General features: G+C 44.6%; 25 protein-coding genes and 1 other annotated feature. Of the genes, 5 read left to right on the top strand and 20 right to left on the bottom strand.

The features are described 5' to 3' along the window. The first annotated feature begins 458 nt into the window (after positions 1 to 458). Entirely contained in the window at positions 459 to 1,535 is a 1,077-nt protein-coding gene (locus M1D59_RS01655; RefSeq protein WP_020450033.1) for a DUF4352 domain-containing protein, read from the top strand. Positions 1,536 to 1,545: 10 nt separating this feature from the next. On the opposite strand, the gene M1D59_RS01650 is transcribed toward M1D59_RS01655, so the two are convergent. The 3 genes from M1D59_RS01650 to M1D59_RS01640 form a co-directional block, all read right to left on the bottom strand. After that, positions 1,546 to 3,630, bottom strand: a complete 2,085-nt coding sequence (locus M1D59_RS01650) for a class I SAM-dependent methyltransferase (protein ID WP_458117735.1) — start codon at positions 3,628 to 3,630, stop codon at positions 1,546 to 1,548. A gap of 87 nt (positions 3,631 to 3,717) precedes the next feature. Further along, a complete protein-coding gene (locus M1D59_RS01645) occupies positions 3,718 to 4,458 on the bottom strand; it encodes an SDR family NAD(P)-dependent oxidoreductase (protein WP_224146492.1) in 741 nt (246 codons plus the stop codon). Further along, positions 4,442 to 4,858: a tautomerase family protein gene (locus M1D59_RS01640; protein WP_224146493.1), complete on the bottom strand. Its 417-nt coding sequence runs from the start codon at positions 4,856 to 4,858 to the stop codon at positions 4,442 to 4,444. The genes M1D59_RS01645 and M1D59_RS01640 overlap by 17 nt, the downstream gene beginning before the upstream one ends. Positions 4,859 to 4,967: 109 nt before the next feature. On the opposite strand from M1D59_RS01640, the gene M1D59_RS01635 reads away from it, so the two are divergent. After that, positions 4,968 to 5,867, top strand: a complete 900-nt coding sequence (locus tag M1D59_RS01635) for a LysR family transcriptional regulator (RefSeq protein WP_020450029.1) — start codon at positions 4,968 to 4,970, stop codon at positions 5,865 to 5,867. A gap of 56 nt (positions 5,868 to 5,923) precedes the next feature. On the opposite strand, the gene M1D59_RS01630 is transcribed toward M1D59_RS01635, so the two are convergent. From M1D59_RS01630 to M1D59_RS01605, 6 genes are all read right to left on the bottom strand, one after another. After that, positions 5,924 to 7,294 (bottom strand): sensor histidine kinase, encoded by a 1,371-nt coding sequence (locus M1D59_RS01630; RefSeq protein ID WP_095292808.1) that lies wholly within the window; start codon positions 7,292 to 7,294, stop codon positions 5,924 to 5,926. Further along, complete coding sequence (locus tag M1D59_RS01625; protein WP_025810814.1) at positions 7,285 to 7,947, bottom strand: response regulator transcription factor; 663 nt, start codon at positions 7,945 to 7,947, stop codon at positions 7,285 to 7,287. Before M1D59_RS01625 ends, M1D59_RS01630 begins: the two co-directional genes overlap by 10 nt. 20 nt (positions 7,948 to 7,967) lie before the next feature. Next, on the bottom strand, positions 7,968 to 8,738 hold the full coding sequence (locus M1D59_RS01620) for a lantibiotic immunity ABC transporter MutG family permease subunit (RefSeq protein ID WP_020450026.1): 771 nt from the start codon (positions 8,736 to 8,738) through the stop codon (positions 7,968 to 7,970). Position 8,739: 1 nt separating this feature from the next. Continuing rightward, on the bottom strand, positions 8,740 to 9,498 hold the full coding sequence (locus tag M1D59_RS01615; protein ID WP_039073152.1) for a lantibiotic immunity ABC transporter MutE/EpiE family permease subunit: 759 nt from the start codon (positions 9,496 to 9,498) through the stop codon (positions 8,740 to 8,742). Beyond that, entirely contained in the window at positions 9,495 to 10,211 is a 717-nt protein-coding gene (locus M1D59_RS01610; RefSeq protein WP_020450024.1) for a lantibiotic protection ABC transporter ATP-binding protein, read from the bottom strand. The genes M1D59_RS01615 and M1D59_RS01610 overlap by 4 nt, the downstream gene beginning before the upstream one ends. Positions 10,212 to 10,331: 120 nt before the next feature. Further along, on the bottom strand, positions 10,332 to 11,399 hold the full coding sequence (locus tag M1D59_RS01605; protein WP_023857777.1) for a YecA family protein: 1,068 nt from the start codon (positions 11,397 to 11,399) through the stop codon (positions 10,332 to 10,334). Positions 11,400 to 11,830: 431 nt separating this feature from the next. On the opposite strand from M1D59_RS01605, the gene M1D59_RS01600 reads away from it, so the two are divergent. Beyond that, a complete protein-coding gene (locus tag M1D59_RS01600) occupies positions 11,831 to 11,986 on the top strand; it encodes an RDD family protein (RefSeq protein ID WP_224146494.1) in 156 nt (51 codons plus the stop codon). Between the two features lie 13 nt (positions 11,987 to 11,999). Continuing rightward, the gene (locus M1D59_RS01595; RefSeq protein WP_224146495.1) at positions 12,000 to 12,404 is read left to right on the top strand and encodes a DUF3888 domain-containing protein; all 405 of its coding nucleotides are present in this window, start codon (positions 12,000 to 12,002) and stop codon (positions 12,402 to 12,404) included. A gap of 23 nt (positions 12,405 to 12,427) precedes the next feature. Here the strand turns inward: M1D59_RS01595 and M1D59_RS01590 are convergent, their stop codons facing one another. The 10 genes from M1D59_RS01590 to M1D59_RS01545 all read right to left on the bottom strand — a co-directional run bounded on the left by M1D59_RS01590 (position 12,428) and on the right by M1D59_RS01545 (position 20,767). Further along, positions 12,428 to 13,372: a DMT family transporter gene (locus tag M1D59_RS01590; protein ID WP_145929796.1), complete on the bottom strand. Its 945-nt coding sequence runs from the start codon at positions 13,370 to 13,372 to the stop codon at positions 12,428 to 12,430. Between the two features lie 19 nt (positions 13,373 to 13,391). Next, the gene (locus tag M1D59_RS01585) at positions 13,392 to 13,553 is read right to left on the bottom strand and encodes an anti-TRAP regulator RtpA (protein ID WP_020450020.1); all 162 of its coding nucleotides are present in this window, start codon (positions 13,551 to 13,553) and stop codon (positions 13,392 to 13,394) included. Positions 13,554 to 13,653: 100 nt separating this feature from the next. After that, positions 13,654 to 13,912 (bottom strand) — a binding site (T-box leader). Between the two features lie 58 nt (positions 13,913 to 13,970). Beyond that, on the bottom strand, positions 13,971 to 14,486 hold the full coding sequence (locus tag M1D59_RS01580) for a DUF2812 domain-containing protein (protein WP_020450019.1): 516 nt from the start codon (positions 14,484 to 14,486) through the stop codon (positions 13,971 to 13,973). Next, positions 14,479 to 14,826 (bottom strand): PadR family transcriptional regulator, encoded by a 348-nt coding sequence (locus tag M1D59_RS01575; RefSeq protein ID WP_020450018.1) that lies wholly within the window; start codon positions 14,824 to 14,826, stop codon positions 14,479 to 14,481. Before M1D59_RS01575 ends, M1D59_RS01580 begins: the two co-directional genes overlap by 8 nt. 15 nt (positions 14,827 to 14,841) lie before the next feature. Next, the gene (locus M1D59_RS01570) at positions 14,842 to 15,021 is read right to left on the bottom strand and encodes a hypothetical protein (protein WP_023857771.1); all 180 of its coding nucleotides are present in this window, start codon (positions 15,019 to 15,021) and stop codon (positions 14,842 to 14,844) included. 211 nt (positions 15,022 to 15,232) lie between these two features. Further along, positions 15,233 to 15,985 (bottom strand): MerR family transcriptional regulator, encoded by a 753-nt coding sequence (locus tag M1D59_RS01565; RefSeq protein ID WP_020450017.1) that lies wholly within the window; start codon positions 15,983 to 15,985, stop codon positions 15,233 to 15,235. A gap of 118 nt (positions 15,986 to 16,103) precedes the next feature. Further along, a complete protein-coding gene (locus M1D59_RS01560) occupies positions 16,104 to 16,931 on the bottom strand; it encodes a DUF4885 family protein (protein ID WP_145929795.1) in 828 nt (275 codons plus the stop codon). 63 nt (positions 16,932 to 16,994) lie between these two features. Further along, entirely contained in the window at positions 16,995 to 17,852 is an 858-nt protein-coding gene (locus M1D59_RS01555; RefSeq protein WP_458117734.1) for a PPC domain-containing protein, read from the bottom strand. Between the two features lie 81 nt (positions 17,853 to 17,933). Next, positions 17,934 to 19,148, bottom strand: coding sequence for a serpin family protein (locus M1D59_RS01550; protein ID WP_101561658.1), 1,215 nt, complete (start codon positions 19,146 to 19,148; stop codon positions 17,934 to 17,936). 107 nt (positions 19,149 to 19,255) lie between these two features. After that, on the bottom strand, positions 19,256 to 20,767 hold the full coding sequence (locus tag M1D59_RS01545; RefSeq protein ID WP_023857767.1) for a class I adenylate-forming enzyme family protein: 1,512 nt from the start codon (positions 20,765 to 20,767) through the stop codon (positions 19,256 to 19,258). 277 nt (positions 20,768 to 21,044) lie between these two features. Between M1D59_RS01545 and M1D59_RS01540 the strand changes: the two genes are divergently transcribed. Then, positions 21,045 to 21,464 carry a MarR family winged helix-turn-helix transcriptional regulator gene (locus M1D59_RS01540; RefSeq protein WP_023857766.1) on the top strand — a complete coding sequence of 140 codons (420 nt, stop codon included), beginning with the start codon at positions 21,045 to 21,047 and terminating at the stop codon, positions 21,462 to 21,464. Positions 21,465 to 21,498: 34 nt separating this feature from the next. On the opposite strand, the gene M1D59_RS01535 is transcribed toward M1D59_RS01540, so the two are convergent. Beyond that, positions 21,499 to 22,410 (bottom strand): macrolide 2'-phosphotransferase, encoded by a 912-nt coding sequence (locus M1D59_RS01535; RefSeq protein ID WP_128823249.1) that lies wholly within the window; start codon positions 22,408 to 22,410, stop codon positions 21,499 to 21,501. Between the last annotated feature and the right edge of the window lie 388 nt (positions 22,411 to 22,798).

Below are 22,798 nucleotides of genomic sequence, written 5' to 3'. Positions count from 1 at the left end.
CTTTTTATCCACCATAGTCCAATTTCAAAATTCATCAACAAAGTGGCGGATTCTAAACAAAACACTTATATTTTTCACCTGTTCTGCCTTGTCATGGCTAAGGTGGAAAATGGATCAATCTCAATTAAATGCACCGTTTTGTAAGTCATTAGTTTTAGTCTATTCATACTACCCAAAGTTTGAAAACATGCCTAATCTTGCAAAACATTGACCAAAATTAGTATTTAACACCTATTTATTATTGATTCTTCAAACCTTAAAATGAGTGATGTTGTTTCTGTTTTTTTAAAGAAACTAAGGAAAAAGGAAGAATTATAATCAAATTTTCACTGTTAGATAAATGAAATGACCGGGACTTGAGTAAGATTTGTCCCGATGAAGGGCCTTTTTACCCTAACCACCCCATTCTTTTCATTTACATAACATTGAAAAAATAATAATAAAAAAGGAGACAGACCATGCGAAGTAAAAAGTTTTTTCTAATGATGCTTTTGATGATTGTAGCAGTCGTGTCAACAGCCTGCGGAGGCAGCAAAAGTGCGAGCGGAGAGAAAGAAGATACGAAAAAAGCAGATAATGCAGAAGTTAAAATACTAAGCTCCGAATATACGCTTCCGGATGATTCATCAACAAACCTGCACGAAAATGAACTTATACTAAAGATCAATGTTTCCGTTAAAAATACAGGAAAAGAACCATTGATGGTTGATAAAAGCCAATTCAGCCTTTACGAAGGCGACTCAAAAATGTCGGACGTCAGCGTATATGATGAAAGAAACAAGAGACTTCGTTCTTCCACGCTGAATTCTGACAAGGAAGTCGACGGAAATATCTATTACATCGTTGAAAAGGGCAAAAAGTTTCAGCTTGAATACACACCTGACATGTACGGTGAAAACAAAGCCGATCCTGTCAAATTCGAGATCGACGGCGGCAGCGACGATTTGCTGAAAACAGCCAAAAAACTTGAAGATCCGGCAAAAGCTTTGCTGGCTTACACAGATGTAACGATTTTCGGCAAAGATAATGATAACTTTGATAAACTGGTCGACGAAAATAAACGTGAAGTCGTTACCGATTACCTTGAAGGCGCTCAAAAATCAATCGTTCGCTCTTTAGGATATTATGATGAAGAAGATGTCGATAAAAAGAAATTGAATAAACTGATCAGCGCCATCCAAAACGCTTATCAAGAAAAATCTCAAGTCAAAGCAGTTACAAAATCAATTTCAGGCGATGAAGCAACTGTTGAGGCAACCGTTACACCAATCGATAATACGGATGTCCAAAAGAAAGTGAAGAAAAGACTGGAAGACTATGTGAAAGACAGCGGCAAAAACTTCATGTCCAGAGATGAATTGATCAATCCTGCGATTGACATCATGAGTGAAGAAATCAAAAAAGCACAGGCGACTTCAAGTGAGAAAACAGTTGAAGTTAAGCTTGAAAAATCAAAAAATGACAAATGGAAAATGGATGCTGATAATTACAAGACCGAACAATACTTCTCAAGCTTCCTTAAAAGCAACAACTAAAAAAAGCACCCTAGTGGTGCTTTTTTTCAATTACAATAAAACAAGTGCTGTCCGGCAGCGGCACGCGTCGGCCGAGCCGGTCTGTCAGCTCGATTTTAGGGTTAAGGTGTTCTTCATACCCTTCCTGTACATAGTGTTCGAACACAAGAATGTTCGCGCGTTCCCCCAACTCTTTCTCAATACAGCGCCGGAATTCAGACGGCGTAAAATAGCCGAACTGCTCCTTCACTTCATGCGAATAGGCTTCTTCTCCCCAAGTATATGTATAGAGGAATTCCATCGCGTCATTCACAAACAGTACGGCCGCATCCTTTTCAGCCTCAAGAATTTGCACCTTTCTCCCTTTAAAATCATGGATATACCGTTTCAAGAAATCCATTCCATCCGGGTCTTTAAAGCGAATCCGCCGCGTTTCCTCTTTGTTTTCGGTCATGATTCCGTCCCTGATGATGATTCTGCCTCCCCGCTTCAGAATATCAAAGGAACTTTTTAACGCTTGGACAATGACGAGGTGATTAAATCGTTTTCCTTCATACGGAATGTATGAGAACAATTCGTGCAATATCGATGAAAATACAATCGTGTCGACGCTTTTCTGTTCGAAGTACTCAGGAAGATCCAACGCATCAGCCTGTTTCACATGCCACGGCTTATGTTCGCGCACTTTTCTTTTTTGGAGCTCCTCAATGACATTGACGGAAAGGTCGATGCCGATGACCTCTGCTTCAGGATGCTGGTCCGTCAGCAAATCAAGCATCACGCCGCCTCCGGCTCCGATGTCGAGCATTCTTTCTCCAACAGCATAATCGGCAATCTTCTTTTTATAATCTTCCGCACCGTTCATGTCAGACAGATAAGCCGCTTCATTTTGCAGCCGGTCAAACGAATCCTTGCGAAACTCAAAAAAATCATAAAGCAGCACGATCGCCCGTTCATATAAAGGCGATTTCTCCGCTTCCTGGCAAAATTCAATCAGCTTCAGTCCGGCCTGCGAAAACGAAAACGTGACGCCGACAATCTCGGAAGCCTGATCAAACGGCTGAACAGCAAGCGAAACGTGTTCATTTACATGCACCCCGCCGAAAAGCAAATCGCTGATCGACATCTCTTTTAAGCACGCTTCGATAATCCGTTTTTTATAAACATTCGTATGACGCACACCCTGGTAATCACGGTACATGTCCTTCATCAGCGGCTCAAAGCTGATATGCTTGACTGATAAAGGATTGACAGAACGAAGCACTAGCAAAAAGATTTTGACAAACTCTTCAAAACTGAACGATGACAAGGCGGATTCCACATACCATAAATCGATCCGCTGAAAGAAGCGTCTCAGCGCATCTTCCGCCGCATGTTCCCTCAAAAACCGCTCGTACCGGCTGCTGTCTTCGCCGGAATCGAGCGCCTGTCCCCGCAGTTTTCTGATCCTTTCCGCAAACGGCCAATCTTTGTTTCTTTCTCCTGTGCAGATTTGGCCGATTATCCGGTTCACGTCTTGTTCAATCGATTCCCAAAGCGCCGGCGAAACCCCTTCAATGATACATTTGTTCAGAACGTACAGAACCCGCCTGATGTCGATGTGCTGAAGTTCCGATGCTTCAATCCAATCGATAAGAGGAGTGAATTGGCGATACCTTGATTCCCCGCGGATATACTGCCCGACGAGTCCATGCGTCAAAATCAAAATATAGATGAGTTCCTCAATATCCTGCCGCTCCGGCATATACGCCTGTCTTCGATCAGCATAAATCTGCGCCGACCCGATATTATGGATCGCAAGCTGAAAGCCTTTCTCACGCCATTCCTTTCTTTTATGAGGCTGGCCGCACTTAGCCGTTTCACTCCATATAAGAACCTCTTCAATGATTTCTTTTTCCCGCTCAGGAATGTTCGCTTTCTCCAAGATGGAGAGCGTCTGTTCCACATAAAGAAACACGGGATTCTGAGGCATGTTCTCCAGCGAAGATATCCGCTCCAGATTGACATTTTGTTCTTCAGTTAAAACAAGATACTTGAGCCATTCGGCATCACGCAAAACATGATAATCCCCGCTTTTCACTTTTTCAATGGCTTCTAACGATTGTAAACGCCTCATACGTTCTTCCCTCTTTTTTCTATTTCGATATGACTAATCATAAGGTAAATGGTTTCATATAGAAATAGGACAATAGACTTATAACCGCTATAATGTTTGGCCGCAGTCCGCCGTTAAGATTTGACCAGTAACCGTTTCTTGTTCGAGCAGCGCGCAAATGAGCAAGGCGATATCTTCCGGCTTTGCGATCCGTTCAAGCGGGAGCTTTTGGCTGAGCCGCTTCATTTTCTCTTCATTCCCCTCCCACCATCTCGTCGATACAGCGCCAGGTGCCACACAGCTGACCCTGATATCCGGAGCGAGCGCATGCGCCAATGATTTCGTCAGTCCGTGGACCGCCGCTTTTGATACGGCATAGGGGAGCGAAGAACCTGAGCCCGTCAGTCCGGCGATGCTGCCGACATTTACGATGGCGCCTTGCTTATTTTGCTTCATTAAAGATGCCGCCGCTCTCGCGCAATAAAACATCCCTTTGACATTTACCGCATACAGTTCATCCCAGACTTCTTCAGAAGCTCCATCCAAGTCATCAAGCTCGATATGCCTGGTGATGCTTGCATTGTTGACGAGCAGATCGACGGTGCCGAACTCACGGGCCGCCCGATTAAACATGCCTTGAACTTCATTGACCTTAGAAACATCGGCTTTAATCGCGAGCGCGCGGCCGCCTTGATTTTCAATCATCCCAACCGTCTCTTCAGCCTCCGCTTCGGAACGCGAATAGTTGACAATAACCGCTGCGCCGCGGTTTGCCAAAGCGAGCGATGCCGCTCTGCCGATCCCAGTGCCGCCTCCTGTGACAAGGGCTGTTTTATTTTTCATTTCCATTTTTCATCACTCCCTTTTCAACTGATGCAAGCTGTGCTGTTCCATTCCCAAACGACCAGTTCTCTTTCACGTTTTCGGCCGCAATGATCATGACGTCCTCTTGGCGGATGCCGGCGTTTTTTTGTAAACATTCTGCAATGCGTTGATACAGCCCCAGCTTTTTTTCGACCGGTCTCTCTTTCATTGTGATGTGAATATAGATCAAATCCTTCGTCCGTTCGATATTCATATAGCCGGGATCGAAAAAGAATTCTTCCTCATCGTGCTGGGTGATGACCTGAAAATAATCATCTTCCGGAACATCGATCGTCTCCGTCATCGCCTTGTGAACCGTTCTGCTGATCCGGCGAAGCTCTTCTTTTGATCTCCCTTTTAAAAGATCCATCCTGACAAATGGCATATATTTATTCCTCCTTTGTATTGTTTAATAGTGTATAACGGTTATATCATTTTGTATAATTGAATCATTTGAAGGATTCATTCAATTTTATTGAACTTGAGGTGATGGGATGGATTTCAAAACGTTAAAGACGTTTCATAAAATCGTGGCTTGCGGAAGCTTTAACCGCGCGGCTGAAGAACTGAATTATGCGCAGTCCACAGTCACAATGCAAATCAAAAAACTCGAAGAAGACCTCGGCATCCGATTGCTCGAGCGGGGGAAAACATTCCGACTGACTGAAGCCGGCAGGCTTTTTTTTGAAGAAAGCAGCCATATTGTCAAGAATATGGATCACCTTCAACATCATATGGCCGACTTATTGCTTGGCGAAGCGGGAAATATCCGTCTAGGAGCGGTCGAACCAATCGCGAGCTGTGATTTGCCGCGGATGTTGGGGAGATTTTTAGCGGATTATCCGAAGATCCGGGTTTCCGTAGATATCGCCAACTCATCGACATTGGGGGAAAGGCTGGTTCAAGGCAGCCTGGACCTTGCCGTCTGTTCGACTCCGGCAATGGGAACTGATCTTTATTTTGAACCGCTATATGCTGAAGAGCTCGTAGTGCTGCTTCCTGAAGGACACCCCGCCGGAAACAATGAACACATCCATCTGAAAGATCTTAGGGAGCACCGTCTACTGATCACAGCCAACAATTGCACCTACCGGAAGAAAGTCGAAATCGCGTTTCAAGAGCTGCCGGGAAGCCAAATGAACACGATGGAGATTGGAAGCATGACCGCTTTGAAAAATTATGTTGCCGCTGGACTCGGCGTTGCCCTGATTCCGAAAAGCATCGTCTCCCCTCCTCCTCCCGGAACGATTGTCCGGTTTATCGGCGATGACCCGATCAGCGTAACCTTCGGCATCCTTTGCAAAACCGCGTCTTTCCCGCTGAAACAAGCGGACGCAAAGCTTTACCAATATTTGAAACAGGAACTGGGAGAACCGAAAAAACCTTCCGGCTGATGTCGGAAGGTTTGGGATGATGACATAATGGGACATTGAATGATGATGATCTGGTCTCAGAGGGGGATGGTTACTTGCACCTGTCCGCCCCCCGCTTCACCGTTTTTAATCGATAAATCGCCTTGATGAAGCTTGACAACACGAAGCGCAAAGGTAAGTCCCATACCGTAATGCCCATTCGATGTCCGGCTTTTATCTTCCATATAGAAAAGCTCGGCAGCTTTCTGCAGGCCTTCTTGAGAAAATCCTTTTCCGCTGTCAGTGATTGTGAAAATCAATTGATCATCCGTACACACAGCTTCAAAATCGATTCTCCCGCCTTCTGGTGTGTGATCTGCAGCGTTCGTCATGATGTTCATCAACGCTCGATGAAGCAGCTGTTTGTCCAACAGTGCTTTTTTATCTTCAAGGTTCTGTTCCTTCAGCACAATGTCAACCGATTTGTTCCCTATGTATGCTTCAGTGTCATTGAGAACACTTTCGACTAACGGTTTCACAGCACTTTCTCTATAATCGATATTTAATGCTTCCTCCGTTTTTGACAAATGGATTAATTGGTCAATGTACTGATCGATTTTTTGCCCCGCATCAAGTATGTATCTGATATATTCCGACTGCTCTTGATTTTGCGGTGATAAGCTCAGCAATTCCGCATTACCTTTAATAATGGTCATTGGAATTTTAATGTCATGAGCCAATGCGCCGATCTGTTCTTTTTTCGTTTTCTCTAAGTGCCACTGCGCGCGGAGGGAGGCTTGAAGGGCATTCCTCATGTCTATCAGGGAACTGATCACATGATCAAATTCCTTAATATTCGAAAACTCCGGAGTGAAATTTAAATTTTGTTTTTTAATTTGCTCAGCGATGGTGTTTAATGTTTGAAAATGATCTTTTAACCTGTTTGCAAATCGGGTTGTTACCGCAAAAACGACCGTAATTAGAAGCAGAATGATGATGCATAAGCTTGTCAGCTCATAGTTCGGGAGAAACCGTCTCAGCAGGGGAGACCGAAACTCAGCGCGCAAAGGATACTCCAACACACAATACTCGTCTTTGCGTTCGATGATCATATAGCCTTTTTGACTTAAGGTGACATACGGCCTGCTCTCAATTTTTTTCCGTACAATGGAAAGATTCGTTTCTTTCATATTTCCCGCTGTCTTTTGTTTCGACTTTTTATCCAATATGGCATACAGCATCGTATCAGGTATCATGTCTTCCGTTATCCGTTCAGCCGATTGAAGCTTGGGCTTAAGCTTTTCAGCTTCGATTTCATGGTAGTTGGCAGGATAAAACAGCCCTGCATTCATTCCGATCATATTGATCAAAACATATACAGCCGTGATCGCGATCAGGCTGAAACTCAAAGTGAGCATATATTTGATCAGTTCTCTGCGCAGCGTCTTTTTTTTACGGATTATTCCCATCTGTACCCTACGCCCCATACCGTTTTGATCGGATCTCTTTCGTGTTCTTTGCATTTTTTCCGAATCGTGCGGATAAATTCGGTTATCGTGGAGTATAATGCATTGCCTTCCAGCCCGTATACATGATCATAAATTTCTTCTCTTGTAAAGGTTCGTCCTTTATGCTGAGCCAACAGCTCACATATTTTGAATTCATTTTTTGTTAAATTCAGCTTTTGATCATGAATAAATACTTCTTTGCTGTCAAAGTGAAATAAAAAACCGGAAATCACCCGCTTAGTCTCGTGTTTCTCTCTTCTTTCCCTTCTCAAGTGTGCATTTACTCTCGCACTGAGCTCAAGAACCCCAAAGGGTTTTGAAATATAGTCGTCTCCCCCAGTCAGGAGGCCCTTAACGATGGCCTCTTCCTCCGTCTTAGCGGTGAGAAACAGGATCGGACAATCTACGAGCGGCCGGATTTTCTCGCATAATTCAAATCCGTCCATCCCCGGCATCATCACATCAAGCAAAATTAAATCATACCCTGAAAACACGTCGAGAGATTCGGCGTTAACTTGACTCAATGTATGAACTTGATGCTGATCGCGGCGCAAAATATTTTGTATGAGTACAAGAATATCTTTCTCATCATCTACTGCCAAAATGTTCGCCACTTGCTGACCACCCTTTTTCATTATTCATAAGCTTTTCTTCCTTCCCAGCGGATAAACCAAACGATGCTTAGAGCGAATACAGCTATTATAGCAAACACCATGATGAAAGCCCCCTGCTTGATTTCCCCGTCTAGAACAGAACGCAGAGACGAATCAATTTGAACAAATCGGTCAATCCCCTTATACCCTGTCAGCCTGATTCCCCATGCCCAAGGATTATATTTCCAAATGACATCGCCCAATCCCGTATTCATCAGGGCTGTCATCAAAAGACCTGCTCCGCCTATTAAAATCGAAGCCCCCATTCCAAATATGCAGCTGATCAGAAAATAAATGAAATAAAGTGTGACACTTCCGGCTGCCAGCCATGCCCCAGCCTCTAAAAAAAGGGCGATTGTCAGGTTCGGTACATGAAATAGAACTTTGAGCCCCAATACATAGAGTCCAATAGCCAAGAATACCGCACACAAGTTCATGAACAGAAGCAGTGTGACTTTGCTTAAATAAGCCGTTAATTTGGGCGCCGTGCCGCCCAACAGCACTTGAAAACGGCCTGCCCGCTCCTCTAATGAAGCCGTCATTCCGCACACTATTCCAATCAGAAGCGGCAGGGCAATCGCAATTGCCTCAAAATACGTGCGGTATAATTGATATGGATCATGATCTCTGTTATAGAAATAAAGCAGAAAAACACTCGCACAGATAACCGGAACGGTCAAGTGAAGCCAAATAAAAGATGTGCGCTTTGTTTTTTGAAAATCAGCCGCAAGGCATCTGAAAAATAGCAACAAATCAAACCGCCTCCCGTTTTATCGATTTGCGATCAACGGCAGGGGAAAAAGACCGCCTGGTCAGACGCGCCAAAATAGCAAATAAAACAATAGATAGAACAACAGCCGGAGGAACGACTGCCCAGCTTGTTAAAGGATCGCCATTTTCAAGAGGCACACCGTTTGGATGGATGCCAATTGTCGGACACATGACCCTGATCGGCCAGCTCCACGGATTCAGCCACCAAAAAGGACTTGATGCCGACATGATGCCCAACACGATACTGCCCAGCATATTGAACAAAACGGCAGATATAAACCCAAATTTTCGCGCTATCCATAAACAGATGGGGATCTCCCACAGTGTCGTAAGCCAAAGCAGCAGATTCGCGGCAATGACTGTCAAATGAATGCTCGAAAATTGAGGAATGACAAACTGCATCACAACCATGAACCCTAAAAAAACAGCTTGAGACGCTAAAGAATAGAGCGCAATGACGCTTATTTTTGCAGACCAGATCATATGTAAATGTACGGGAGAAGAAAAAATGCCGTTATAATTCGACGCTTTCATTTCTTTCTGGTGTGATAATGCACAAAGCAAGGCGATCATGACCGGCATCAAGATGACAGACCACCAATTATACGTACCTGCTACAAAGAATCCTGGATTCATTAAAAAGGCGAAGCAAATATTAATCAAAGGCACAATGAAGATCATCTTTCTCGAAAATGTTCTTTTAAACTTCAGGTTTTCCGCTTTCGCATAATATCCGATCATTGTTCTCCGCCTTCTTTCCCCCGCGTTGATTTGACAACATCCATAAAAAGCCGCTCGAGATCGTCCCCCTTATTGATTTTCCCCTGATATCCGAGGTATCCTCCGCTGATAATCCCAATATGGTCTGCGATCTGCTCGACTTCCGACAAAATGTGGCTTGATAAGATGACCGTCATCCCTTGCTTTGGAAATGACCTGATCAGTTCCCTTAACTCTTGTATACCGATCGGGTCGAGACCGTTCGTAGGCTCATCAAGTATGAGTAATTTAGGGCGATTTAAAAGAGCGATGGCGATTCCCAGCCTCTGTCTCATCCCCATAGAAAACTGCCCCGCTTTTTTCTTTCCGGCATGATGCATATCAACAGTTTTAAGCACCTCTGTTATTCTCGCATCAGGAAGACCCAATAATGTGGCATGCACCTTGGCATTCTCGTAGGCTGTTAAATTATCATACAGAGGCGGGGATTCTATTAAAGAACCGATGTCTTTTAATACAGACCTTTTCCATTTCCGCCCCTCAACCAAAATGTCCCCGGCAGTCGGGTTTAAGATTCCGGTTAAAAGTTTTAAAGTCGTTGATTTTCCTGCTCCATTCGGTCCAAGCAATCCGTAAATACTGTTCTTTTTAACTGACAATGAGACGTCTGAGACCGCTTGCGACCTTCCAAACTTTTTTTGAAGATGCCTTGTTTCCAATAGAATTGTACTCATCTTAATCTCTCCTTGTTTGATCTGATCGGTACCGATATCTTAAAATACCTTTCTCAAGATTTAATCAGAATCAAACACAAAAAACCTTCCGGTTCCCCGAAAGGTTTAGCGGCCTTTGCCTTAAGAAGGCATAAGCTCAAGATGATGATCCAGTTCGTCCTGCAGGACGGCTTCAATATCTTTAAAACGATTCGATACAGTCGAAGCGCTGACACCGTATTTTTTTGCAAGCTTCGCCTGGGATAACGATTTTTCCGATTTGGAGATCGTATTGATAAAATACTCCAAAGCAGCTGCAAAGGCTTCTGTTTTCTTGATGACCGGCGCTTTTTTAACACAATACGATTTCCAAAGGCCGACCGCCCAGGAGACAAATGATTCAGAATGTCCTTCGTCAAGCATACCTTTCTCAAAGACAAGCGCTGTTTCTTTCTCCATCTCATTGGCCCATTCGATGTCTTCCGACCCTTGTTCAGACGGTGCACTCTCTTCCTGACGGCAAAGCTGCATTAACACATGATGAAAATCATCTCTCATCAGCTGTTCTTTTGTTCCGCCTTCTTCTGTGAAACGGCTTAAAGCATCGTTTAACCTGTCTTTGAGAGCATCCGCCATTTTTGCAGGATAGATGGTGAATTGTAAGAAGAACTCGGTATGGCTTCCGATCTTGATCGGAAAGCCGAGCACGTACTCGCCTACAAAAGGCCCTTCCCGCTTCACATTCATCCTTATAGTGAGCTCTTCATTTGTTACAGCATCCTCAAAGCGAATGCCGCCATCTGTTATATGTTTCACACGCAGCAGCGCAGGGGAGAGGTCTTTCCACGATTGAACGGCTTCCTTAGTCTGCGATCTGAGAATCGAAGAACCCTTTTTCTGTAAAAAGTCTTCGAAAATCGTCAATCCTCCGTCTGCCAACGGCCGGGAAAATACTCCCCACACGCCCAGATTAAAAACACATATCTTTTGTGCAGACTGATCCAAGTCTGACAGAAAAGAATACTGATTAAGAAATTGATCGATTGTGTCTTTATGTTCCGTAAAAGCGAATTCCATGACGTCTTTCTGGATTTGTTTCAATTCCTGCACCGCGACAGCCGGAAACGCTCCCTCTGCTTTGCCGCAGCATTTTTTATATTTCAGCCCGCTGCCGCAGGGGCAAGGCATATTTCTCTTTACTTTTCCCACGTTTAAACCTCCGTATCTTATACTACAACTTATTTATTTTATCAAAACTTTCAGGAGGGGGAAATCCGATAATGAAAATCAGTATGATTTAGCTGAAAAGTAAAATTTTATAAAAGAGGACAAATAGAAAAAAAGACTATAAAATAGTTAGTTCTGTGTTTTTATCATCCATTTATGACAGAGGGTGTTATACATTTTGCAATACGCTGGTTTTTGGGTTAGAGCGGGTGCATTGTTGATCGATTGCGTATTGGCGGTCGGATTACACTTTTCATCCGCATTGATTTGGAGACGGATCTCCTGAGGTCGGTGCAACAGCACTGCTGGTATTCGTTTTTGTATCCGCTTTTGATGCCGCTGACAAAGCTCCGGGGCACATTGGAAGAGCACTTTTTAGAATTCGCATTGTTTCTGATGATACAGGCTGACGGATGAAGCTATGGCAGGCTTTCGTGCGCTACATCGTCTCATGGGTGCATATTGCTTTCGGTCTGCTGTATTTAACCGTCGTTTTTTCAGAAACGAAACAAGCTGTCCACGATTTTGCGGCTAGAACTTATGTTATGAAAACAGGCGACACTGAGTAAGCTATCTTTATTATTGAAGCGTAGAAAGGAGGCAAGCTCCCTGAAGAAACTGCTGATCACAATTTGTTTTTGCAGCGCTTTTTTATGGATAAACTCAGAAAAAACCACAGCCTACACGACAAATGAAAGGGATGTCAAAGATTTAATTCTTACATTATTGGATCCTTACGCACAAAAAGTCATGAAAAAAGATTACGGATTATATGATGCAAAAATCGTATCTGTAGAGAGAGTGAATTATGGAAGGACGACCGCCGAAAAACAATTCAACAACGGATCATATGAATTTATTGCAAAGGTTCAATACAGGACGTATACAGGCCCCCACAATCCTCCCGAAACCGTCGAGGAAGTGACGTTTTTCATTGCACCAAGCGGCGTTCAAACGGTCGGACATACTGTCAAAAAACAGAAATGAAAAAGGGATATGAACCCCTTTTTCTATTTCCGGTATTCCAGCAGACTGATGGTCAGGAGCACAAGGAAGCACCCCAGCCACTGAATGGATGTTAAACGTTCGTTTAAAAACAAAACACCTCCGAAGATGGTAAGAACGGGGCCGATCATAGAAATGACGGCTCCCCGCTCCGCTCCTATCCGCTTCATGCCTTCCAGCATGAATAAAAAAGGAATGACCGTCGTCACCGCCGCAATGATCATAAAAAAACCATACATTGCGGGAGGATAAGAAAGCAGGATTCCCGGCTGTTTTCCTGTTGCGCGAAACAGCGCATAACCGGCCATCGCAAGACTTGCCGCCGACATTCCATAGGCATTCATCCGAATCCCGCCGATTTGACGGACAAGACCTCCCGCCACAACAAGATAAACCGCATAGGCGACAGCGGACAATAAGATCAAAAAAGCTCCTGACAGGTTCGCTTCAAATGCTTGCACATCCCATCCGCCGACAGCCAAGAACAGCCCGGCATTCACAAGCAAGATGGCAGCAAACGTTTGACCCGAGATCATTTTTTTATTTACAAAGGCAGCGATGATCAATACGAACATGGGATAGCTCATCACAATCATCCGTTCAACGATTGCCGAAACATCATGAAGGCCGATAAAATCAAGCAATGGCGACAGAAAAAAACAAAGCAATCCGGCCGCATAAGCTTTAAAAATCTCCGCTTTTTCTGGTTTAGCCGGAAGCTTTGAACGATACACAACAAAAATCAGCCAAAACAGCGGCGCCGCAAATAATTGCCGGTACAACAGCACCGCTTCCGGCTGTGCACCTTGTTCATAAGCCCATTTGACAAAAATGGATTTTGAAGCAAAACACATCGTCCCAAAGACCATAAAAACGACCCCGGCCGCTTTTCGAACGCCGCTTTGAATATGGCCGCTCTGCTCAGCTGTACTCTTCTCTGCTCGACTCAACTCGTATCACCCGTCCTTTTTATTCGTGGATATGTTTTTTTATAAAATGGAGCAATGTGCTTCCCTGGGCCGTCAAAATCACACCTTTTCCCAAACATTTTGGACAAGGCTCCGGCTCTTCTCTTCCGCTTCCATTGCAATTTGGACATGTCGTTTCCAAATCGTCCGTTGCAATCACCATTTACCATCACACCTCCGTTTCCGTTTAATATGATGCGGCCACTCCGGCCAGCCTTCCTCCATGGCCACCACCTCCTTAAAAATACAAAAAACCCCCGTCACAAAAGGACGAGGGTCTCGCGGTACCACCTTTATTAATCGCATCAACGATTCGCTTGGAACATACGGAAAGGGAACAGTCAGCCCTTTCGATACGCTTCTCTTGATAACGGAGAGAACTATCCCGGCTCCGCCTACTGTCCGTTTCAGCGAAGCGATTCAGAAGCCCATTCGGCGTCAGAAGGGCATCGGTTCACACCAGCCACCGACTCTCTTAAACCCATGCTCTGACACGTACTTGCTCTTCCTCAATATCGTTTAACCGTACATGATTTGTAAAAAATATATTACTCTGAAAATTAGCATGTGTCAATCAGCATTAAATTCTTGTTTTTTTACGAACCTTTAATATACACACGGTCAACAGACACAAAACAAGGAGATTGAATGCTGCTATCCAATAAAAATATCCAGGGATGCCTATGACGAGAAGCGGTAGTCCCAAGCTGAGAAATACACTGGCAAATGCAGCATACAGCACTTTTAGTAAGCCATTATATTTTTCTGCTTCAGATTCGCGGTCTGTATAAATCGCATTTGTTTGAACTTGACTGGGATCAGCCGCAAAGTAATGCCAATTTAAAAACTGTGTCACATGCTTCCAGCCTGCATCCTCGTATATATGAATATATTCTTCCTGATCCAGGTTTGATGTTGTCTTATAGTCGAGCCGATATACTGTATTGCTTGGTTTTGTCTTTTCAAATATATAGATAAATAAAAAGAAGGACTTTAACATCCACCCCTGTTTTGCCATTTCATTCAGCCAGTTCTCCTCCTTCCGGTCTTGCCAAGCAAGAAAAAAACGGAATTTACGCTTTCTTTTTTTACTCATGACTTGTATCTCCCTCTTTTTGAAAAATAGATTGACTGATCGCCACCAATTTGGATAGGCGTTTAAATTCGAGTTCAATCACCTGCCATCCTTCATTCGTTAAAATATACTGCTTTCGCCGATTATCGCCGGATTCGCCTTCCTTTCTAATCAGCCCCTGCTTTTCGAGTTTGCTTAGTGCACCATAAAGAGTGCCAGGCCCTAGTTTGACCTCACCCTCACTCATGCTCTCAACCCTTTGCATAATGCCGTAGCCATGTAATGGTTGAGTTAATGACAATAATATGTAATACGTAGCCTGCGTAAGCGGTAAATAGCTTTCCGCCGTTTTTTTCTTCACTTTTCGCACCTCATTTTAAGTATGGCGTTTTTCATTTATATATCTCATGAGCAGTACAACACCTATTAGATTGAAAATGATGCTGCCGCCAAGAGCTAGTCCCCACCATACACCGTTTATTCCTGATAAAATCGCTAAATTTAATAAAAAAATTCCGCTCAAAACAAATAACATCCCGGTAAAGTGTGTATTCAAATCATTCGCCTCCTTATTTTACATCGCCTTACGATATATCGACTGACGATATAATAACATATTAGAAGATTCGACACAAATCAAACACAGCATTTACCCTGCAAATCAAATAAGTGAGCACAGGCTATTGCCCAAAAGGAATAGCTCACATTAAAATTAAAAAAACCGCCTAAAAGGTCATTTCACGACCTTATCAGGCGGTTTCCAGCGATTATTCCTTATTCCTGTCAGCAAACACCGTCATGGCGTCGCACATGAACTTCGCCAAGCCGGCGCCGTATTGATCAATGTTTTTCGTAAAGCGCTCGTCAGCGACATACATTTGTCCCAGACCTTTGAAAGCTTCGAGCGAATAGCTGTGGCCGGTGTTATTGTTCAGAAAGTCGTACCATTCCTTTATAGCCGCCTGTGCTTCCTCTGAGTCTGAGGCGCCTTTTCTGAGGGCGGCGATTTTTCTGTAAATGGCATCATATTGCTGTTCCATCTTTTTCCGTTCACCTTCGGGCATGGATTCGATATAGGCCTTCGATCTGTCGACGGCTTCATCGCCCCAGCGTTCCCGCGCTTCTTCCTCATACGGGTTTTGACTGAAATCAAATCCCGCGAATTTTTCCTCGTTTGTCATGTTGATTTCTCCTTTCGCGAATTGGATCGTTTTATCGATTGTCGCAATCATTTGGTCAAGCCGGCTTCTTTTCTCCAGCAGCGCTTTGCGATGGAGCTGAAGCGCCTCATTCCTGTCAAATGAAGGGTTCTCAAGAATGCTTTTAATCTTTTTTAAAGGGAAGTCAAGCTCTCTGAAAAACAGGATTTGCTGCAGCTTTTCCAGATCGTCATCTGAATACAGCCGATACCCGGCTTCGGTCGTCTCCGACGGAGCTAATAATCCGATTTCATCATAATGATGCAGTGTGCGCACACTGATGCCGACTAAGTCGGCCACTTCCTTTACTTTCATTTTCATTTATCTGACCTCCCTTCAATATCGACTATAAAGTATCCCGCAACGTGAGGGTCAATGCGAAATTTGAAATTTTTTTTATACAAACAAAAAACCCGGCAAAATTGCTTCGCCAGGTCTTTTAAGAATTGTTCAGCAAGACTTCTTTAAGAAACGGATCATCCAGCCACTCGTTCAGCTGGCCCGCGGAGAATCCTTTTGATACATTGAGATCGATGAGCGTTCCGCCGGCATATCCGAAAGAAGCCGATCTGTCCGCAATGGTGTCCGGCCCTTTCACCAGAACATTCTTCAGCTTCTTCAGCATGTTTTGAAAGCTCTTCTCCAAGTCGCTTTTCGGGTCTTTGGCAGAGTCAATCACTCTGATGAGCCTCTCATTTCCGCCTTCAAGCTCTCCTTTTTCATCCAAACTGACATCAGCCAAAGACAGACCGGCAATCGTTTTCAAAAACTCATTCACATGCCATTTTTCATAAGCTTCTTTATCCAGCGGCGTTCCATTTTGTTCACCGATCAATTCCGCATGGCTCAACAGACGGGCGCCAAACCGTTTATCACTGTTATTTAAAACGGCTTCGATCCGGGTTCTTTTTTGTTCATCTTCGATGCCTTCAACTATAATCCGGTTATTTCCGTCTACATGCAATGTCAGATGTTCACTCTCGGAAAGAGAAATTCCGCTCTCGCGCAGCGTCTCATCGATCTGGCTGTTCAAACGCTGCCTGTCCACATAAAGATTATAGATCTCAAATTGAACGCCGTTCATTTGTGATCGTAATGACGGTGCATTTTTTTGAGCCGCTTCAGCCTGTTTGCTGATGGAGAGGGTGTCTGTTTGGCTGCCGACCATTCTCTTGGAACCTGTAGTCTTAGCCGGCATCTCCGCGGCGGCAGGCTTCATCAGCTGCTCGGAATAAAGCGAAAGTTTTACCCTGTCTCTAATATTCATGGGAGCTCCTTTCATGCCAATTACATTCGATTACTTTTTATATCGGACGGAATTTGGATCTGTTTACCAGCCGTATGTTGAATCATATTGATAATTGATCTTCAGCTGCGGCGATCTCCATGTTGAACTGCTCCAAGCGAGCGAATAGTATCTCACATTCCATGTCGTTTTGACCGGAAGCGCAAGTTCAGGCTTTAGATCCGGAAACAGTGTGCCGCCGGAAACCGATGTGTGCCAAACGCCTTCTTCCTTGTTCAGAACTTCCCTGTAGGTGTGTCCGAGGCTCGGAGAAATGGTTCCCTCGGCGGAAACGCTTTTCACAGTCGCTCCTTCGGGAATGGCCGAGACATTGGCAAGATTGACGGCGGCAACCGGAGAAACGACTCCCTGTCCCGGGCTTGAGATGGATGATGGAGACAAATTCGCCGTATAAGCACCGCTCTTCATTCTGTCGATAAATTCAAGTCTGTAAAATCCCCAACCGTCATATGAACCGTCTTTAGACGTGACGACCGCAATGTACCGGCCTGTCTCCGGAACATCCAAGCGGATGATTTCATTTTGGTTTCCCGTTCTTTCAGAAGATCCTACTGCAGGATAGCCGTAAGAATCTTTAAATAAGTAAAGATCATAGTCTGTATTTGCTGGGATGTTCTTTAGGTGAATGGCAAGCTGTTCTCCATTTGTCGCGTAAAATTTGTAATAATCTTTATCGCTTTCGCTGTGAATCGTCGCCGAAATCGTCTTGTATTTCCACAATCCTAAATCGTAAGCCTCAGCGAAAGAATTGTTGGGTTCATACTCATCTTCGTAAACATTTGCCGAAGCCGAAAATGCTGGAATCGCCATCAAAAACACACTGAACACGAAAAGAAACAAACTTTTTTCATTTGTCATTGCCTCCCGTTTATTCATCACCATAAAGGAACTCCCTTCCTTATATCGGTAATTGAATTGGAAGTTTAATGAATATTTTATAAAATAATAGATTTTTTTCCAAGTTTACTCATCCGACGGCTCTGCCACACTGCCCACAAAAAGGTTCATTCCGGATGTTTCATCAACAATCGCGAAATAAAACGGGTGGTCTGCAGTCATCGTCACTTCAGGGACGGGAGCTGATTCGATGATCTCAACCGCCGTTGCCGCGGATGCTTCGGTACCCGCTTCATCTACTTTGATAAATGTTTTATGTCTGACTTTATCAATTTGAGCGGCGCCTTCTCCGGCAAACATATTTGAAAAATCCGCGCTGCTAAACACGGTTTTCATTCCAAGCCGTTTAAGCGGTTCATTTAACATGTAGTCTGTTTGAAATGAGAAGCGCGGCAGCTTGAGCTCCACCTGTTTCATCGTCCAGCCCTTATGCAAGGCGCGCCATTGATCATACGTCATGCCAGCTAGAAGCTGTTCAAGATTTGCCGCTTTTTTCGGCAGAAAAACAGCCAATGACAGACCTTCGTCTTGAAAAGGAAGCTTGACGGCTTGAAAATGTTTGTTTTCCAGATAAGGAAAGCGGTTTGTCTGCGTCATCATGGGGTGTTTTTTTGCGGAGCCGTCCGCAGAATAAAATGGCTGTTCCGCTGTCATGTGAGGATCAAATGGATGCTTCCAGCTTTCTCTAAAATAGACGGCATTAATGATGTAGGCAATCGTATTCGACGAGACCTTGTCAACGATCTGATCAATGCGGTCTTTCGTTTTCTTTTTGACCCAGCCGTTGATTTCTTCTGCTGCCCGATTTGGATCATCATGAAGCTGATAGGCGTCGCCAAGGCCTTTGATCGCGTCTTGAAAGCTTTCTTTCAGCTCCCTTTTGGACCATATCGAATTGGCCGATGAAAATTCGCCGTGAGGCAGCGTTTCTAGCGAACGATTCACAGATTGTGACATCCTGTTGATCGATGTCATATCCGTCTGGTTGAGGTATAAAGTGCCGAGCAGTTCCTTTCTGCTGTCTCCCGCGGCACCGTTTGCCGTCATCACAAGTGCCTGGTGAATACTGTAAGGCGAGAGGAAGATGTTTTTCCGGCTTCCTTCCTCTTTTATCATGTCTTGAAACAATGCGAGCGCAAACCGCTGTTCAGCTTCAGATAACGAGGCGTCCGTTTTTTGCGCGGATCTGACGGGCGGGGGATCGGCCTCCTTGTGCACTCCGCATCCGGCCAACAATAAAAGACCGGTCCATATCACCATCGCACTCCATTTCGATTTCAATTGTCAACACCTCCTACTGTTGTAGTGGGTTTAGCATTGGAAAACGTTACAAAAAACGGCAGCAAAAAAAGCTTATCCAATGCTGGATAAGCTTTCTGTTACTGCGCTCACTGTCCTTTAACAGCCAGTTCGCGCAAATCTTTTTTGACGATTTTGCCGAGCCTGTTTTTCGGAAGGCTGTCGGTAAAAACGATTTCAGGAATTTTATAGTCGGACAGGCGCTCTTTGCAATACGCGATAATGTCCTCCTTCTTAAGGCCGGAGCTTTCGTTTTTCACCACATACGCCCTCGGAACTTCCCCGTACATTTCATCCGGGACGCCGATGACGGCCGATTCGACGACTCCGGGCACTTGATCGATGATCTCCTCCACCTGGTCAGGATAAATGTTGTCGCCTCCGTAGACAATGACGTCTTTATACCGGCCGGTAATATATAAAAATCCGTCTTCATCAAGTTTGCCGGAGTCCCCCATATAAAACCAGCCGTCTTTCAGCACCTTTTGCGTGGCGGAAGGATTTTGGTAATACCCTTCAAAAACATACGGGCTTTTGACGACGACTTCTCCGACTTCGCCCCTTGGCAGCTCTTCATGTGTATCAGGGTCTTCGATTTTTATGCTGACTTGCGGAATCGGCTTGCCGGCTGAATTGACTTTATCCCAGCCCATGTCAGGCCGCCATACGCTGACCGTCCATGCTTCTGTGCTGCCATACCCCTGCACCATCAGGATTCCCATGTCATTGTACTCCTTAATCAGCCGCGCCGGCACCTTGGTGCCGCCGGAGACAAGCATTTTCACAGACGACAGGTCGAATGGATGTCTTTTCATTTCCTCCAGCATGTAAGTGTAGACGGAAGGAAACGCCATCATCATATGAATGCGTTTCTTCTCGATCTCCTGCAGGATTTCAAACGGTTCGGGGTCCCATAAGAAATGAAGCCCAATTCCTTCAAAAGCCGCCTGAAAAACATGGTTGAGCGAGCTCATATGATAAAGCGGATGGCTCGCTAAAAAGCGCATGCCTTTCAGCTGTTTCGATTTCACGTTCACCTCTGTCAAGTATGCGGCCAGACTGCCGTGGTTGACCATACAGCCTTTCGGATTTCCGGTCGTGCCCGAGGTGAACAGCATTAAAGCCAAATCATGCTCGGTCACCTGGTCGGCCTCCACCTCCAGCGGCCTGTTTTTAAATAGGCTCTCAAACTGTTCAGTCGTGTTCATTCCCGCACCCGCTTCAATCATCAGGCAGAACTGAAGCTGTTCGCGGAGCGGCGTTAGTATATCGGCAAATTCCAAGTCATAAAACATCACCTTCGGCCGGCAGTTGTTCAAGATTCCTTTTAATTCATACGATGTCAGCTGCCAGCTTAACGGCACGACTGTCGCCCCGATTTTAAGAGACGCCAGCAAAATGACGGGAAAATGATGATTATTTTTACATAAAACCGCGATGTGGTCTCCTTTTTGAACACCCTCCTCCAGCAGATAATGAGCCAGCTGGTTCACCCGTTGATGATACGCTTTGAACGTAAACGTTCGATCTCCTCCGGACAATGCTTCCAACCCATCTGACGTTTCCATATGATGATTGATTAATTGCTGAAGTGTACTCAAAATTTTCATCTCCAAATTTTCATTGTTTCTCACAAAACCTGGTGAGATTATGTGACGCACAAATTCATTCTAAAACAAAATATATCCATTGTAAAACTATTTCATAATAGAATTATTATCTTTATGAATTGATAACAAAAGAAATTAAATGACTCATGTTAAAATTCATAAAATCGTTTTTTGCGGAGCATTCGCTTATGATAAAATAGACCTATGTTTGTTTGACCAGCATAAAATTGCTGATCTACTACACGATGTCGGAAATGAGGAAACCTTCATGAATCACCATCGGATTGAAGCGAATCTATTGGATCATGCTTTCACGAAATATTTGCGGTCTTCAAAGAAATTGGACGAAGAAACGATTCCGAAAAGTATCACGAGCGGCAAAGGGTTTATTTTGCGTATCATTTACAGACACGGAACATGTACAATAAAGGAGATTTTACAGGAGGTCGCCCTGTCTCCATCAGCAACGACAACAGCTCTGAACCATTTGGAGAAAGAGGGCTTGGTGATCAGATCGAGAAATAACGATGACCGGCGCACCGTCTGGATCGAACTGTCGCAAGAAGGAACGAGGATCGCCGCACAAATGGTGGAAAACCGCCAGGCCTTGATCGACAAGCTCTTCGGCAAATTGTCAGAGAAAGAAAAAAAGGTTTTTTTTGCTATAATTGAAAAAATTATGATGTGAAACGGGCCGTCGATCGAAATCGACAGCCCTTTTTTTATTGTCTGACCCCAAGCGCGTCCAGCGCCATCTTCAAGTGCTCTTCTTGTTTTGTCTGCAGGGCGAACATGCCGATTTCGATGCCGTAGGCGGCCTGCAATTCTGTAATATGCTCTTTCATCCGCGGCCAGACCCGGCCCCCTTCTTTTTCATAATAAGAGATGAGCCGGGCGGTTTCGGCTTCTCCTAAAATCGTCTCGTATAAAAGAAAGTCTTTTGCCGGGTCGGCGATTTTCGCTTCCGTCCAATCCAACAGCCCAGTTATGCTCTGATGCTGGTCAATTAAAATATGCGGGGGATGCAAGTCGCCGTGGATAAACGCAGTATGTTCAGGCCAATACGAGTCGTCGGACAGCCACTTTTGCCATCTTTCCCAGAGCTCGCCGCTAACCCCGAGCTCTCTTTTGATCTGTTCCATCTGCTCTGCTTTTGACCGCCTGACGCCATCCGGATTCATCACATGCATGCCCGCTTCTTCTGCGGCTTTATGATCAATGCTGTGCAATAGCGCGAGCGTTTTCGCCAATGACTTGACAAAGGTTTCAGCCGGAGGCTCATGATCCATGTTCCATACGTAATTCTTCACCTCCATGTCAATGACCGCGGCAGGAACCCCCGGAAGCTCCGGATATGCAATCAGTTCGGGAGTATGAATGCGCCAATCCGGCACAGCGGCGGGAAGATGGTTTTGCAGCAGCTTCAGCACTTTCCCTTCATACACTGCTCTTTCAATCACATCGTCGCGCCGCGGTTTTCTCAAGACCCATCTCTTGCCTGCTTCATCTTCGGCAAAGACGACTTGAAAATCCATGCCGGACTCGTTGATTTCCGCATGCTTTCGTTTCAGCCGAAGGCCGTGTTTTTCCGCAAGTTTTAATATTTGTTCAATTTGTTCATTTACAATTGTCATATACGATTTTCCCCTTTACTGAAGGTTTTTAATAAAAAAAAGCACAGGTCGTCTGCCTGCGCTGGAAAGTAAACGGAAAAAGATATGACAAATAAACTGAAGGCAAGCTTCAGATAAGCTATTTTTAAAGGCAAAAAAAGAGGCGCTGGAATCCACGCCTCTCCCTCTGTTATTGCATAAAGGGTCCCCTAAAAACAGGCAGACTGATCCCGATTACCCTGCACACAGGCAGAGACTTTGTTCACGATTTAGTTAGCGAGGACAAAGTTCAATCGGAATCTGATGTATGCCATTTGGGAAATCCCTCCGTTCTTTAAAGTTATCCTTATTTTAACAGGTGGCAGGGTGACCCGCAACGCAAAATTCAATTATTAAGAAAATCAAACTG

This window comes from Bacillus sp. PK6-026 (assembly GCF_054161455.1).
Note: the sequence above shows the minus strand (reverse complement) of the source record. Positions and strands in the feature narration are given on the sequence as shown.